Here is a 14,793-nt window from a genome sequence, read left to right as displayed (position 1 = left end):
TACTCCGTCGGAAGTCGGAATTGAGATTTCATGTACTATGAAATCTTCAGGAATTTCTTTGATTTTGACATTACTCATCGGTGGTTCTTTCTTTGTTGAGATGAGCGTAGGCTCCGATACCAATCATGGTCAGTATCAGGATTTCGACGCCTGACCATAGGACGGCGTTCCTCGGGCCGAAGGTGTTCGACAGGGTGCCTCCGTATATGAAACCGAGCGAATTGACCCCGATCAGGACCGCCTTGTATATGCTCGTCACCCTCCCGAGGTAACGGGTTTCGACCAGATTCTGCCGGTTCGTGATAATGATGATGTTCAGCACAGACTGGCACAGGTCCACCACGAACAGCGTCGCCGCCACCGCGAAGATGTTGCCGAACGCCACAAACAGGAGACGAAAGCACATCTGGACGAGGAAGTTCGCGATCAGGACCGTTTCGAACTTGAAGCTTCTGTTCAGCAGGTTGACGATGAAGGTCCCCGCCAACGCGCCCATGGCCGTAACCGACATGACCAAGCCGACCTGGCCCGACGTGAAGCTCAGACTCTTGCGCATGATGACGAGGCTGTCGTTCTGGAAATTCCCGGTCAGCATGTTGAACAACGCGGCCAGCACAAGCGGGTAGAGAACCACACGCCTGGTCTTCAGATAGGAAAGCCCCTGCCGGGTGTCGCTGATGACCGTTCGCACCGCGGCCGGCACGGGGCCCCTCAACCCGCTGGCGCCCTTCGAGGAACCGACCCTCATCAGGAGAATGGCACCCGCACTGAGAAGAAAACACGCGGCGCAGATCAGGGCCAGCAGCCCCATCGGCACCACGGAGTAGAGCGCCCCGCCGGCAAGCGGGATGAGCAGCCCGGCCGTGTACTGGATGCCGTACACGATGCTGTTCATCTTCGAATAATCCGATTTCGACACGAAATACGAGATGAACGTTATCTCGGAAACGGAGCTGAACACATTGGTGCACCCTATGACCAAGGTGACGAGATAGATGGCTATCAGCGTCACGGTCGCGTTGCTCCGAGCCGAAAGAACCGCCGCGAGCAACGCGTATCCTCCGAATCTGATGGCATCGGAACGGATGAGCACCTTCCTGACGTCGCACCTGTCCACAATAGCGCCGAAAGGCAGACCCAGCAGCAAGAACGGCAGCGTCTCGAACGAAGAGATGATCGAAAGATGAATACCGGAACCGGTAAGGTCGAGCACGATAAGCGGCAACACGAAAGTCATCAACGAACTGCCGAGATTATCGCTTACAACGGAAAGCAGATAAACCCAGTTATTCCCCCTCCTTGATAAATTTTCCATGTAAATACGCGACCCCATCCCTACCAAACAGAACAACCTTATAAGAGTGTACATCGGGAGACAAACTGTCCGTGTGCATTCTGATGTTCTCACCACACTCTCCGAATTGTTCATATGCAAGAGTGCCATGAGTTTTATCATGCAGTCGGAAATAGTAAAATTCATACCCTGTCGTGGCTATCGAGAATGCTGTATTCCCTGCTTCATTAGTCACAGAATAATGCTGAATGAACTTTTCGCTGCCCACTTGGATGGAATAGATTCCACAGATGGGACATGTCCTCATGCATAGTTGGTAAGAATGCGTTTTTGAAAAATCAAAGAAATCTATCTTTGAACAGCACCTGCCGCACCGTTCTGTAGGAATTTTGACTGGATACCCTATGTTATTGCTGCGTACGAATGCCTCAAACTGGTCAAATAGGTATCCATTGCTTGAAAGCAAACGTATTTGCTTTCCTACAATTTCTTTCATTTTAGTCAATAGTGAAAGAAGTTCGTAGTACTCATCCTTGCTAATTATTTTGAATCGATTTGCTTGGATGACCATGATATTGATGTTCTGAAGCCTCTGACTAAACAGATCAGCGATTCTTTGAAGAAGAGTTGCTATCTCGTCATTCAAGTATTGATTCAAATAAGGTATGAAGAAAAATCTTCAAAAAAACGGATAAATGAGCATATCCGGCGCTGCCCGTCCTTCAACGATTTTACCGAGCGCGTTTCATATTCCAGTTTCTTATCGGAAAAGACTAAGAGACTTTCTGGTAAGCGAAAACATTTGCCTTTTATCCATGAGGGAACTATTGCAATAACACTACCGTTGATAGCTTGGATTGAATGGAAACTACAGGATAGGTTGCAGTTTGCGAGTTCATCTGGTAGCTTCCGTGTGCAGCAGACGAAGGGGTACGTTCCTTGATGCATGAAATAAAGCTGATTGAGGTAATAAGTAACTTCTGTAAATGACATTCCAGATTTTATTTTCCTGTTTGCACTGCTTAGATGATACAGGTCAATTATACGGGACATGTTGGCCGCGCGGTTTCGCCATCGGTTCTACGGGTTCTTGCGAGACGGCTCATTCGGTGCCGGCACCCTAGGCTCTGTGTGTTGTTTCTTCTTTTTCTTTGAGAAACTGAGCATGAAGAGCAGGCCGAGGAGGATGGAGAGGAACGTCGCGATCTCGAAGGATCCCACTATCAGGGTGGTGAGTTTTATCTGTTTCAGGAGCAGGCCGTTGAGTCCCAGCACCAGGAAGCCGATAATCCTGCAGGTCGTCGAGTTGAGGGTGATCAGGGTGCTGATTCTTTCCTCGGAGACCCGTATCGAGAACAGCACGTCGCACATGTATTGCAGGAACATGAAGATGAACACGGAGATGCAGTATGCGCCGATCGACACGATCCGTGATCCCGACGTGATCAGCAGGGGCATGATCAGGGCGACCGGGATGCCAAGATAGAGGAGGCGCCTCAGACGGCCGTCTATGTGGATCGCGTACGCGGCTATCCCTATGACCTGGAAGACCAGGTAGAACACGAACAGGTACTTGTCTTTCACTCCCATCAGGAGCAGGTAGGCCTGCCAGAGGTTGAAGTGGGTCTGGAAGAAGATCTGGCTCACGGCCGCCATGCCGATGAGGAACGTGAGCCGCCTGTCCTTCCTGAGTTCGGACAGTCCGTCCCTCACTTGGGACATGATCGTCGGCTTCTTCTCCCGGGCTTCGTGCTCGTCCTTGGGGAAGGCGAGCACGATCGGCAGGGCCGCCGCGCATGCAAGCGCCATCGCGACGGCGTAGATGTTGTAGCCGATCGTGAAATACAGTGCGGACCCGAGCATCGCGCCGATGATCATGGAGACCATGGATATCTGGTTGGAGATGCGTTTGAATGTCTTGATCTCCTCGTCCGGGTCAGGGGAGAGCCGCTTGTAGAGGTTGATCAGCGAGGCGTCGACCGTGCCCGACGCCAGGGCCTCGCCGATGCCGTAGAGCGCCCAGGCCACGCACATCATAGCGAAGCCGGTTCCGAAGACGATGACGGAGCATGCGGCTACCCACGCCAGGATGGATGTCAGGTACACGATCTTCCGACTGTAGAGGTCGGAGATCACGCCGCTGGGGAACTCGAAGAGGAACACCGCTATGGTGAAGGCCGTCTGGACGAACATGATCTCGGTGAGGTCCAGACCCTTGTGCAGGAGCAGCACGGTCAGAACGGCGTGGGGAAACGACTTGGACGCTATGAGGAACGCGGTGCTTACGTAGTAGGCGATACCGGCCCTGCGGGTCAACGCATCCTGCTTGATCATAGATTCTCCCCTGCCTGATCTCACTAGTGGTCGTTGCAACACGTTGTCGTGTTGTGTGTCATTTGATGGTATCAGTTGTTGTCGGTGAGTTCGAGGATCTTCTCGCTGGGTTTCATCCAGTCGAGGGTCTTGCGCGGCCGGTCGTCGGGTTCCTCGGCGACCGCGTCGAGGTAGGCCTCGCCGTAGGCGTTCAGGTCGGTGCCCTTGGGGAAGTACTGGCGCAGGAGCTTGCTCAGGCCGCGCATCTTGCGGATGACGGCTTGTTGGACGTGTTCGGCGTCGTGTCCGTCGGGCAGGCGCAGGCGGGATCGTGAACCTGGTGGCGCGCTCCACGAGCGTGCCGATGGCGGTCCTGTTGGCCCTGCCGCAGACCGGGTCGCCCTCCCAGTGGCCGGGCACGGCCCGGTCCCCGACCTCGGCGGGCCGTTCGCCGGTCATGACCATGGGCTCGCGGTTCAGCTCGCCCCTGCCCTGGATGTAGATCGCCTGGTAGATGGTCTCCGTGCATGCGTGCATGTCCCCATTATCGGGGAAGTCCGCGTCCAGCCGGTGGCCGGTCTGCTCGGGGCTCCAATGCCGTTTGATCCCGGCCCTGATCTCGTCCCACAGCCGCGTGCCGACGCGCGCCTTGCGCGCCTTCGGCCGTTTGCGCCGGTCCGCGGCCGCCTGCTGCGCCCGGTACGGCCCGTAGCCGCCCGCGCCGGGGTCGCTGTTCCTGCGCACCTCGCGGCTGACGGTCGACGCCGGACGGCCCAGCCGACGGGCGATGGCACGTATCGAGTCGCCGGCCCCGCGCCGGTCGGCTATCAGGATGCGCTCGGCCTGACACAGATAACGCGCGCCGATGTCCTTGGGAACGTCCATGGGCGAACGATATCAGTCCACCGCCGGTTCCCGCCGCGCCCCGCGCGCCCGTTGCGCCGCACCTTGCCGGTGCGCTTGGACACGCCCACCATGCGCGCGGCCTGAGTGAAGTTCAGCCCCTCGCCCAACAACGCCACGTACCGTTCGCGCCTCGCCAGACACATCCCGCTGCGCGTCGGATACGCCACACCCTCGAACGTCCAACGGCCGCCACCGGCCGTCCCGATTCCCCGTTCCTCGCCCATCCGGACCTCCATAAATCCCAGGTGTTGCAACGACCACTAGAAACCGCCCACCCCGACAGACGCTATGAGGATAGTGGCGAGATAAGGGAGAGGCTGGATGCGACTAGCTTCATCAGTGTTTTGCGAGATGTTATGGCTGATGGCTGCAATTACAGAGTTAACATCATCATTGGTCTTCGACACGAACGTAGATCCGATTCCATAGCTATAAACCGATACTCTGGTGTAAGTAATTAATTAATATAGAAAATCAAAAAGAAAATAAGCAATGACGGAGAAGGGTAGTGCCCGCTTCTTTGCGCAGATTGGCTGTTGGCCAGCTGTTGGCGTGACTTTCATGCCGCTGCGCCTAGGTTGTCATCGAGCCGGGACGTGTCCATGTATCGCCGGTCCGACCACGAGCGTGAGGTGACGTAGCGGATTCCGGCGCATACGAGCATGAGCGCGCTGTTGGAGTCGGGGAAGCCGCCCACGACCCGGGTGCGCCGGCGGATCTCCTTGTTCAATCGCTTGATCATGTTGTCCGTGCGCAGCTTGATCCCATGGTTCGCGGGGAACCCCGGCAGGAGGCAGGCGGCGGTCTCGCCGACGCCCCCGCGCAGGCGGTTCGCGGCCGCCTTGAGCTTGCGTTCCTCCGTTTCGCCCGCGACCGTCCCTGCCTTGGCCATGGCGGATTCGCGGTTTTCTCGTCGATCTCCTTGTAGATCTTCTTGAGTTTGTCGCTCAATGTCCGGGACGGCATCCGCTCGCCCCACAGCAGCCGGCCGGTGTCGTCCACCCCGCGTGCGCTCACGCCCGCGAGGCACATCTCCATCAACGCCTCCTCGACGCCGGATTCGCGCCTCCGGCAGCGCTCGATCACCACCGACCCGAACAGGGCGCCCTTCAATTCGGGCACCTTGAGACTCAACTTGCCGGCCTTGGCGGCCAGCGTGCGCCCGCAGTGGCCGGCGCGGAACGCCTTCCGGTCGGTCTCGCGCTCGTATCCGGCGGCGTTGGCGATCTCGTTGGCCTCGGCGTCGAACATGGCGTTGATGGTCCGCTCGACCTTGACCCGGACCAAGGCATCGAGCTCGGACTCGAACATGGCCTGGTCGAACCGTATGATTTTATCGGACATGGCTTCCGGCCTTCTTTCCAATCGCGGTTTTCATGTGTAAGCGACTGAAAATCGCACCAAAACCGGGCCATGTCCTTTTCATCGGAACCCACAACCGAATCTGCGCAAGAAGACGGGCGTTATCCTTCCTGGCGGCGCTCATCCTCTTCGAGGGCGTGGTGCCATGGTTGCGCGGCGGCTGCACGTTCGGCGGCAGTTTCACGCACATGACAGTGGAAACCCGGCCGCGAGAAGACTGGCGGCGTGCGGCGTTCTATGTGGCGCGTATGGCGACGCTAATCATCGTGCTGCCATGGCATAGTGGCGGATTCAATCTGCTGGTGTTCATCGGCCTCGGCATCTTCTGGCTGGTCAAGCGTCAGATGCCGTACGACCTCATATAAGACCGGCGCTCCGCCGTTTGGCGTTACCGGGCAACCTCCGACCATCGTTCGGGAGTCGAAATGCTGCGCAGCGGGCCGGCCAACGATATGGCCAATCCCGCTACGGAACAGGCCACGGCCACGCCCATCACCGCCGTGAAACCGAGATCCGGCTGTTGCAACAGCCAGCCGACCATCGCCGGGCATGCCGCGCCCAGTATGCTGACCGTGGTCTCGAATACGGCGGAAGCCCGCCCCTGCATGTTGTCGGGTGTCTTGCCGTAGAGAAAGCCCAGCAGACCAGCGTTCAACGCGGGGAACGGCAGGCCGGCCAGAATCTGGCAGATCAGGATGGCCGCTTAGCTTTGCACGAACAGCAGCGGCACTTGGCTGACAACGAACAACACAAGCGCGTCCGCAATCAGCATACCAGTGGGAACCATATCAACCAGTTTGTTGGCCAACAGCGAGCCGACCAACGTGCTCACGCCCATTGCCGTGCCGAGCAGTCCGATCATGACCGCGCTGGTGCCACGGGCGGCCAACATGATCTGCGCGCCGGTGATACTGGCCACGCAGGCGATGTCACCATAGCGCCGAGCATGATTGCGGAGAGGAAATTCCTTTTGGTCAGGGCCCATCGCCAGCCTTCGACCAAGTGCGTGGGAAATGGCACAACAGAAGTGCCGTGGACCCAAACGGCGACCACGGCTTAGCGCGACGAGTCAACGCGCATTAACTGTCTGCGAACGACACCAACACCTTGTACATAACAATGCCCCTTTGCAAAAAACAAACTCCAATTATTGTACCAGTTCGAGCATAGAACCAGGCGCGTCACTGGGCACAACATAATCGGCCATCAATGGTTTATCGGCTTCGAGGGGCTGATTTCGTCCGGTGGGGACATCTACTTGGCTTTCGAGGGGCTGCTCAAACGCCAAACCGCGAGTATAAACGGCTTTGCGGCAACGCCATTACGCCATTGTGGAGCCTTGTCTACTCGGGCATCAGCCCCTTGAAACGGAGATAGATCTCCGGCAAGTGCCAAATCAGCCCCTCGAAATCGAGTTAGGCGTTGTTTTCGCGTTTGCGCTGCCGTTCGAGTGCGTAATAAGCCGCGTAGCAGCAGGCGACGAACGGGATCATGCAATACAGGGTCGAACGCTGCGTATCATCGAGCACCACGAGCACCAGCGCGCCGATGCACATCACGATGGCCAGCCACGGCAGCACCGGGAAACCGGGCGCACGATAGCCGAGCTCATCGGCGCTGTGCCCATCCCGCGCCCATTCGCGCCGGAAACGGATATGGCACACGCATACGGAGAACCACACCACCAGCGTCGCCAAACCTGACACGGCGACCAACACCAGATACACGGTCGAGGCGGCGATCACGGAAGACAGCAACGCCAGCAGTGAGCCCGCCATGCTGAACAGCACGGCCCACACCGGCACACCACGGAAATTCGTCTTAGCAAAACGTTCGGGAATCAGCCGCTCCTTGGCCAGCGACCACACCATGCGCGAACACACGTACAGGCCGGAGTTCGCGGCGGAAAGCACAGCCGTGAGCACCACGAAGTTCATGATGTCGCCGGCGAACGGCATACCGATTGACTGGAACACCAGCACGAACGGGCTCGTATCCACGCCGGCTTGATGCCAGGGGATCAAGGCCGCCGTCACCAGAATCGAGCCGATGAAGAAAATCACCAGGCGCAGCACCGTGGTGTGCACGGCCTTGGGGATCGCACGCGAGGGATCCTTGGTTTCGCCGGCCGCCACGCCCACCACTTCGGTGCCGGAGAACGCGAACACCACGGTCAGCAAAGTCGAGAAAATCGGCGCGATGCCGCTCGGGAACCAGCCGCCGGCCACGAAGTTGGTGAACAATGGCGCGGAATCATGGCCGGCAATCGGTATGGCGCCGAAGATCGCCAGCAGGCCGATCACAATGAACGCGACGATGGCGAACACCTTGATCGACGCGAACCAGAATTCCGCCTCGCCGTACAGCCGCACGGACATGATATTGAGCGCGAACACCACCACAATGAACACGGCCGACCACACCCAGGACGGCGAATGCGGGAACCATCGCTGCATCAACAATCCCGCGGCCGTAAATTCGGAGGCGAGCGCCACCGCCCAGTTCAGCCAATACAGGATGGCGATGGTGAACGCGGTGCCGGGGCCGATGAACCGCTTCGCATACATGTGGAAGCTGCCGGCGTACGGCATGGCCACGGACAGCTCGCCCAGCGACACCATCACACAGTATACGAGCAGAGAGCCGGCCGCGTAAGCGAGGATCGCGCCCAACGGCCCCGCCTGATGAATCGTGTAGCCGGAGCTGACGAACAGACCGGTGCCGATCACGCCGCCCAGGGAGATCATCGTCAGGTGGCGCGACTCCATCTTTCGTTCAAGGCCGGTATCGTCCTTGGGTGTGCCGGCTGATGCCATGCTTAGGTCTCCTTCGGTCAGATGGTCGGATGGTCAGAGGGTTGTGCCTCATGTCGGTTGTGCGGGCTGCACTCGATGCTGCCTACCATATGATAGCGGTAGATGAAACGGCTCACGAAAGGCGGAAGTGAAATGACGGGTTTGCTTATCGGATCGCATTTGTCGACGGCCGGTGGCTGGAACGAGCTGCTGAAACGCTCCCATGAGGAGGGCGGAACCGCGTTCGCGTTCTTCCCGCGTTCCCCGTACGGCAAGCGTTCGAAGGCGCTCGACCCGGCCGACGCGGCAACGTTCGGCGCACGTCTGAAGGCTGAGGACTATGGGCCGTTGGTCGTCCATGCGCCGTACGTCTACAATCTGGCCGGCAAGGATGAGGCCAAGCGCGCATTCGCGATCGAGGCGTTGGCCGAGGACATCGAGCTGCTGACCGCCATCCGCGAGACCGGCCAGGAGGTGTATATCAATATTCATCCCGGCGCGCATGTGGGCCAAGGCACCGAGACCGGCTGCCGGCTGATCAGCGAGGGACTGAATCAGGTGTTCGAGCGTACGACCGGCGTCATGGTGCTTCTGGAGACCATGGCCGGCAAAGGCACGGAATGCGGGCGCAACTTTGAGGAGCTCGCCACGATCATGAACGGCGTGGAGAACAAGGCGAACGTCGGCGTCACGTTCGACACCTGCCATGTGTTGGATGCCGGCTACGATTTGGTGCACGACTACGACGGTGTGATGCGCCAGTTGGATGAGGCGATCGGCTTGGCCGAGGTCAAGGCGATTCACGTGAACGATTCGCAGTTTGGCCTCGACTCGCATAAGGATCGTCACGCCAACATCGGGCAGGGGCAGCTCGGCATCCCGTTTTTCACGCGACTGGTCAACGACCCGATCATGGCCAAGCTCCCGATGATCCTCGAAACCAAGGAGCAGACGCCCGCCACGCATCGCGACGAGATCGAGTTGTTGCGCGGATTGGTGCAAAAGTAGTCGTAGTCGACCAATGTCGAGCAGAAGAGACCTGTTTTTGACTGAGGGCCATACGAGGTTAGCTATCAGCGGGGCGTTGATTGATCCGTCTTCATATACAGCTGCATAGCCGGTTCCAGCTGCAAGAGCTCAAAACAGACGCATGGGTTCGGTGGAATCCAATGGCTGAATAAGACGTTTGCCATCGCTGTTCAGTGGCGCGACTTCGTGAAATTGCAGACGCCGGGAAAGCATGGTACCCGCTTCCCGCATGGAATCTAACAGTGCGGCTCCGTCAACGGAGCGGTCCAGCCATGAGGCAACCATATTCCGAGGAACCAGCAGGGGCATGCGATCATGCACCTTGACGAACTCGTCCGCGGCAGGGCAGGTGATGATGGTTGCGGTCAGCTGCCATGGCGATGCGGGAGACGGCCTCCACCATGAGTACAGGCCGGCCAAAGACAATAGTTCATCATGTGGTGCGTGAAAATAGAACGGCCTGCGACCTTTCCATTCGTAGTAGCCGGAAGCGGGGATGATGGCTCGCATGGATTTTGTGGATTCGGCGAACGCCGGCTTGACATGCGCAGACTCCACACGCGCATTATATGTGGGGTAGCTCAGCACTTTGCTGGCGCTCCATCGCGGCACCAGCGACCAATAGGCACCGGTCAGATGACGGCGGCCATCCTTGCCCTGTGCCACCACGCCAATGTTCTGCGTGGGTGCGATGTTGTAGGAAGGCTGTGGCAGAGTGTCAACGCGCACGTCATCCTCGTCTACCGCGAACTGTGAGGCCACGGCATCCCAATCCAAGTCGAGCGCGAATCTCCTGCACATGCGCCCAGTTTATGCCATCAATGGAATCAATCCCAGGCCGTATGACCGATATTCACGGCGATTTTCCTTTTTTGTTGGCCGCTCTGGTTCCATAGCGATACGAACCAACGAGGAATAGCCCAAAATGTAGGACGGGTTCGGCAATCGGGACGGGGCGTGACCTAGAGTGGCGCATGACCGAACACCAACAAAGGGAGGACCATGTCGGTTTTGGACGAACTGGTGGCGGGAGCGCTGGAGGATCAGTGCACCCGTGAGCTCACCGTATCGCTTGAGGACGTGAAGAAGGCCGCGCTGGCGGCCCCGGCTCCGATTGACGCGACACGATGGCTTAAGCGCGCCGACGGCATCCCCGTGATCGCCGAAATCAAGCGCGCGTCCCCGTCCAAGGGCCACCTCTCCGACATCCCGGACCCGGCCGCGCTGGCCCGCGAGTACGAGAAGGGCGGCGCAAGCGCCATCTCCGTGCTCACCGAAGGCCGCAAATTCCTCGGCAGCCTTGACGATTTCGACAAGGTCCGCGCCGCCGTGCACATTCCAGTGCTGCGCAAGGACTTCATCGTCACCGACTACCAGATCTTCGAGGCCCGCGCCCACGGTGCCGACCTGGTGCTGCTCATCGTCGCCGCATTGGACGATGCCCAGCTCAAGCACCTGCTGGATCTGGCGCACGAGTTGAGCATGACCGTGCTGGTCGAAACGCACACCCGCGAGGAAATCGAACGCGCCCGCAAGGCCGGTGCCAAGGTGATCGGCATCAATGCGCGCAACCTGAAGAACCTCAAGGTGGACGTGAACAAATACAACGAACTCGCGGCCGATCTGCCCGATGACGTCATCAAGGTGGCGGAATCCGGCGTATTCGGCGCGGTCGAGGTCGAAGACTACGCCCGCGCGGGAGCGGACGCGGTACTGGTCGGTGAAGGCGTGGCCACCGCTGATGATCATGAACTTGCAGTGGAACGACTAGTAAAGGCAGGAGCACAAGTGAAAGCATCCGAAACCACCCCGTTGAGCGAACATCAGGGACCGTACTGGGGACAGTTCGGCGGCCGCTATGTGCCTGAGGCCCTGATCACCGCCCTCGACGAGCTTGAGCGCGTGTACACGCAAGCCAAGGCCGACCCCGAATTCCACAAGGAATTCATGACGCTCCAGCAGCGTTACGTGGGCCGCCCGAGCCCGCTGACCGAAGCCCCGCGCTTCGCCGCACTCGTCAAGGAGAAGACCGGCCTCGACGCCCGTATCTTCCTCAAGCGCGAGGATTTGAACCACACCGGTGCGCACAAGATCAACAACGCGCTCGGACAGGCCCTGCTCGTCAAGCGCATGGGCAAGACCCGCGTGATCGCGGAGACCGGCGCCGGCCAGCACGGCGTGGCCACCGCCACCGTGTGCGCCATGCTCGGCCTCAAGTGCCGCATCTACATGGGCCAGATCGACGCCCGCCGTCAGGCCCTCAACGTGGCCCGCATGCGTATGCTCGGCGCCGAAGTGGTCGAGGTGACCCTCGGCGACAAGATCCTGAAGGATGCCATCAACGAAGCCCTGCGCGACTGGGTCACCAATGTCAAGGACACGCACTACCTGCTCGGCACCGTCGCAGGCCCGCACCCGTTCCCGGCCATGGTGCGCGACTTCCAGAAGATCATCGGCGAGGAAGCCAAGCAGCAGCTCCAGGACTGGTACGGCATCGACCATCCGGACGCGATCTGCGCCTGCGTGGGCGGCGGCTCCAACGCCATCGGCGTGATGAACGCCTTCCTGGACGATGACCGCGTGAACCTCTACGGCTACGAAGCCGGCGGCAACGGCCCCGAATCCGGCAAGCACGCCATCCGCTTCGCCCCCGGCACCGGCCAGCTCGGCATGTTCCAGGGCGCCAAGAGCTACCTGCTGGAAACCGACGAAGGCCAGACGCTCGACACCTACTCGATCTCCGCAGGCCTCGACTATGCGTCCGTGGGCCCCGAGCACGCATGGCTCAAGGATATCGGCCGTGTGAACTACAGCTGGGCCACCGACGAGGAGGCCATGAACGCCTTCCGCGACCTGAGCCAGAGCGAGGGCATCATCCCCGCCATCGAAAGCTCGCACGCCGTGGCCGGCGCGTACAAGGCCGCCGCCGATCTGAAAGCCAAGGGCTATGACAAGGCCGTGATGATCGTGAACATCTCCGGCCGAGGCGACAAGGACATGGCCACCGCCGGCAAGTGGTTCGGCTACCTGACCGACGATCAGGCCGCCGCGCTTGATGTGGCCGGTGCCCACGGCAACACCGTCGCCTGAACAAGAAGAGGAGATTGTTGATTATGACCAACGAAGCGAATACGTCGTCCGGCCAGCCGCTGGGCATCAGCCACAAGCCCAGCAAGTCGGGCGCAATGTTCACCAAGTTCAAGGCTGAGAACAAGCCCGCCTTCATCGGCTACCTGCCCTATGGCTTCCCGAACCCGGATGTCTCGCTTGATGCCTTCAAGACAATGGTCGAGCACGGTGTCGACGCCGTGGAGATCGGCCTGCCGTACTCCGACCCGGTCATGGATGGCCCGGTCATCCAGGCTGCCGCCTCCATCGCCCTGAACAACGGCGAGACCATCAAGCGCGTGTTCGAGGCCGTCGAGACCGTGGCCAACGCCGGCGGCGTGCCGCTCATCATGAGCTACTGGAACCTTGTGTACCACTACGGCGTCGAGCGTTTCGCCCGTGACTTCGAGAACGCCGGCGGCGCCGGCCTCATCACCCCGGACCTCATCCCGGACGAGGCGGGGGAGTGGATCGAAGCCTCCGACCGTCACGGACTCGACCGCATCTTCCTGGTCTCCCCGGACTCGTCCACCGAGCGCCTCGAAACCGTGGCCCGCAACGCGCGTGGCTTCGTGTACGCGGCCGCCCGCATGGGCGTCACCGGCGAACGCGCCACCATCGACGCCTCGCCCGAACTCCTCGTGGAGCGCACCCGTCAGGCCGGTGCCGAGAACGTGTGCGTGGGCATCGGCGTGTCCACCGCCGAACAGGGCGCCAAGGTCGGCTCCTACGCCGATGGCGCCATCGTCGGCTCCGCGCTCGTGCACACCCTGCTCGCGGACGACAACAAGACCGCACGCGACCCGAAGGAAGGCTTGAAGCTGCTCGCCGCCAAGAGCGAGGAACTGGCCGAAGGCATCCACAACGCCCGGTAAACACCCGGTGCGCCTCACGCGGATTGTGCCGTGACACGGTAGGGTAGTCACAGAGCATCAAGCACAACCCGCGCGCGGACACACCATGAGCACCAGCAAGTAGAGGCACGATGAATCTGGCTTATATTCCCTCGCCGACCTTCTCCAAGTTCGAGATCGGCCCATTCACCATCCACATGTATGCGATCTGCATCCTGATCGGCATCTGCGTGGCCGTATGGATCCTCACCACACGTTGGAAGCGGTACGGCGGCACCTTCGACCAGATTCTCGACACCACGCTCGTCACCGTGCCCTGTGCACTGGTGGGCGCGCGCCTCTACCACTGCATCACCACGCCGGCTGACTACTTCCCGCCCACCGGCAACTTGGTCAACATCCTCAAGGTGTGGGAAGGCGGCATGGCCATCTTCGGCGGCATCTCCGTCGGCACCTTGGTGGCGTTCCTGTGGTGCCGCCACAAGCACTATCCGTTCGCGATCTTCGCCGATGCCATCGCCCCCGCGCTGCCCGTGGCCCAGGCCATCGGCCGACTCGGCAACTGGTTCAACCAGGAACTCTACGGCTGGCCCACCACGTTGCCGTGGGGCCTGAAGCTCAACGACGCGGACGCCATCGGCAAATCCGAAATCTGCTATTCCGGCGCGCAATGCCCGGACTACAGGACCACGCTGTTCCACCCCACGTTCCTGTACGAGATGATCTGGAACCTCATCGGCGCCGCGCTCATCATCTACCTCGGCCACAAGCTCGCCGACCGGCTCAAGGCCGGCCAGCAGTTCGCCATGTACCTGATGTGGTACGGCTTGGGCCGCACCTGGATCGAAAACGTGCGCATCAACTACTCCACGGTGATTCTGGGCCTGAGGACCAACATGTGGACCGCGATCATCGTCTTCGTGCTCGGCTGCATCCTGTTCGTCGTGCTCTACCAGTACGGGCCGGACCCCAAGGCGCAGGCGCGCGGGCTTGCGGCGGTCACCGCCGACGAGCTCGAACGCCAGAGCATCGAAGAGGAACAGCTTCGCCAGAAAAAGCAAGCCAAGCGCACTAAGTGACACCACGATAAACAGCGCCGAAACAGCGCGAAACACGGGACCCCAAGTCCCAT

Annotated in this window: 10 protein-coding genes and 3 pseudogenes; 5 read left to right on the top strand and 8 right to left on the bottom strand. The window is 59.9% G+C overall.

Features of this window, described 5'->3' with window-relative positions:
* Nucleotides 1-70: 70 nt before the first annotated feature.
* The 4 genes and pseudogenes from MMB48_RS06365 to MMB48_RS06350 all read right to left on the bottom strand — a co-directional run bounded on the left by MMB48_RS06365 (nt 71) and on the right by MMB48_RS06350 (nt 5,857).
* Nucleotides 71-1,429 (bottom strand): MFS transporter, encoded by a 1,359-nt coding sequence (locus tag MMB48_RS06365; protein WP_235685093.1) that lies wholly within the window; start codon nt 1,427-1,429, stop codon nt 71-73.
* Between the two features lie 945 nt (nt 1,430-2,374).
* Entirely contained in the window at nt 2,375-3,628 is a 1,254-nt protein-coding gene (locus tag MMB48_RS06360) for an MFS transporter (RefSeq protein WP_050496239.1), read from the bottom strand.
* 71 nt (nt 3,629-3,699) lie between these two features.
* Nucleotides 3,700-4,749 (bottom strand): annotated as a pseudogene (locus tag MMB48_RS06355) (transposase).
* 323 nt (nt 4,750-5,072) lie between these two features.
* Nucleotides 5,073-5,857, bottom strand: a pseudogene (locus tag MMB48_RS06350) (transposase).
* 116 nt (nt 5,858-5,973) lie between these two features.
* On the opposite strand from MMB48_RS06350, the pseudogene MMB48_RS06345 reads away from it, so the two are divergent.
* Nucleotides 5,974-6,240: pseudogene (locus MMB48_RS06345) on the top strand (teicoplanin resistance protein VanZ); the annotation flags it as partial.
* Nucleotides 6,241-6,263: 23 nt separating this feature from the next.
* Here MMB48_RS06345 and MMB48_RS06340 read toward each other — a convergent pair.
* The 3 genes from MMB48_RS06340 to MMB48_RS06330 form a co-directional block, all read right to left on the bottom strand.
* The gene (locus tag MMB48_RS06340) at nt 6,264-6,530 is read right to left on the bottom strand and encodes a hypothetical protein (protein WP_230581213.1); all 267 of its coding nucleotides are present in this window, start codon (nt 6,528-6,530) and stop codon (nt 6,264-6,266) included.
* Nucleotides 6,531-6,578: 48 nt separating this feature from the next.
* A complete protein-coding gene (locus tag MMB48_RS06335; RefSeq protein WP_230581214.1) occupies nt 6,579-6,794 on the bottom strand; it encodes a hypothetical protein in 216 nt (71 codons plus the stop codon).
* A gap of 496 nt (nt 6,795-7,290) precedes the next feature.
* Nucleotides 7,291-8,691: an amino acid permease gene (locus MMB48_RS06330; RefSeq protein WP_032744035.1), complete on the bottom strand. Its 1,401-nt coding sequence runs from the start codon at nt 8,689-8,691 to the stop codon at nt 7,291-7,293.
* 132 nt (nt 8,692-8,823) lie between these two features.
* Between MMB48_RS06330 and MMB48_RS06325 the strand changes: the two genes are divergently transcribed.
* Nucleotides 8,824-9,678 carry a deoxyribonuclease IV gene (locus tag MMB48_RS06325; protein ID WP_032744036.1) on the top strand — a complete coding sequence of 285 codons (855 nt, stop codon included), beginning with the start codon at nt 8,824-8,826 and terminating at the stop codon, nt 9,676-9,678.
* A gap of 129 nt (nt 9,679-9,807) precedes the next feature.
* On the opposite strand, the gene MMB48_RS06320 is transcribed toward MMB48_RS06325, so the two are convergent.
* Entirely contained in the window at nt 9,808-10,500 is a 693-nt protein-coding gene (locus MMB48_RS06320; protein WP_032744037.1) for an SOS response-associated peptidase, read from the bottom strand.
* Between the two features lie 201 nt (nt 10,501-10,701).
* On the opposite strand from MMB48_RS06320, the gene MMB48_RS06315 reads away from it, so the two are divergent.
* The 3 genes from MMB48_RS06315 (at nt 10,702) to lgt (ending at nt 14,740) form a co-directional block, all read left to right on the top strand.
* Entirely contained in the window at nt 10,702-12,789 is a 2,088-nt protein-coding gene (locus MMB48_RS06315) for a bifunctional indole-3-glycerol phosphate synthase/tryptophan synthase subunit beta (protein WP_032744038.1), read from the top strand.
* Between the two features lie 23 nt (nt 12,790-12,812).
* Nucleotides 12,813-13,682: a tryptophan synthase subunit alpha gene (trpA, locus tag MMB48_RS06310; protein WP_032744039.1), complete on the top strand. Its 870-nt coding sequence runs from the start codon at nt 12,813-12,815 to the stop codon at nt 13,680-13,682.
* 110 nt (nt 13,683-13,792) lie between these two features.
* A complete protein-coding gene (gene lgt / locus MMB48_RS06305; protein ID WP_032744040.1) occupies nt 13,793-14,740 on the top strand; it encodes a prolipoprotein diacylglyceryl transferase in 948 nt (315 codons plus the stop codon).
* Nucleotides 14,741-14,793: the final 53 nt, after the last annotated feature.

The organism is Bifidobacterium sp. FKU, from assembly GCF_026016385.1.
Classification (GTDB): Bacteria; Actinomycetota; Actinomycetes; order Actinomycetales; family Bifidobacteriaceae; genus Bifidobacterium; species Bifidobacterium infantis.
Note: the sequence above shows the minus strand (reverse complement) of the source record. Positions and strands in the feature narration are given on the sequence as shown.

Coding starts and splice junctions, on each gene's coding strand:
- MMB48_RS06365 (WP_235685093.1), bottom strand. CDS start 1,429: ATGAACAATTCGGAGAGTGTGGTGAGAACATCAGAATGCACACGGACA.
- MMB48_RS06360 (WP_050496239.1), bottom strand. CDS start 3,628: ATGATCAAGCAGGATGCGTTGACCCGCAGGGCCGGTATCGCCTACTAC.
- MMB48_RS06330 (WP_032744035.1), bottom strand. CDS start 8,691: ATGGCATCAGCCGGCACACCCAAGGACGATACCGGCCTTGAACGAAAG.
- MMB48_RS06325 (WP_032744036.1), top strand. CDS start 8,824: ATGACGGGTTTGCTTATCGGATCGCATTTGTCGACGGCCGGTGGCTGG.
- MMB48_RS06320 (WP_032744037.1), bottom strand. CDS start 10,500: ATGTGCAGGAGATTCGCGCTCGACTTGGATTGGGATGCCGTGGCCTCA.
- MMB48_RS06315 (WP_032744038.1), top strand. CDS start 10,702: ATGTCGGTTTTGGACGAACTGGTGGCGGGAGCGCTGGAGGATCAGTGC.
- trpA (WP_032744039.1), top strand. CDS start 12,813: ATGACCAACGAAGCGAATACGTCGTCCGGCCAGCCGCTGGGCATCAGC.
- lgt (WP_032744040.1), top strand. CDS start 13,793: ATGAATCTGGCTTATATTCCCTCGCCGACCTTCTCCAAGTTCGAGATC.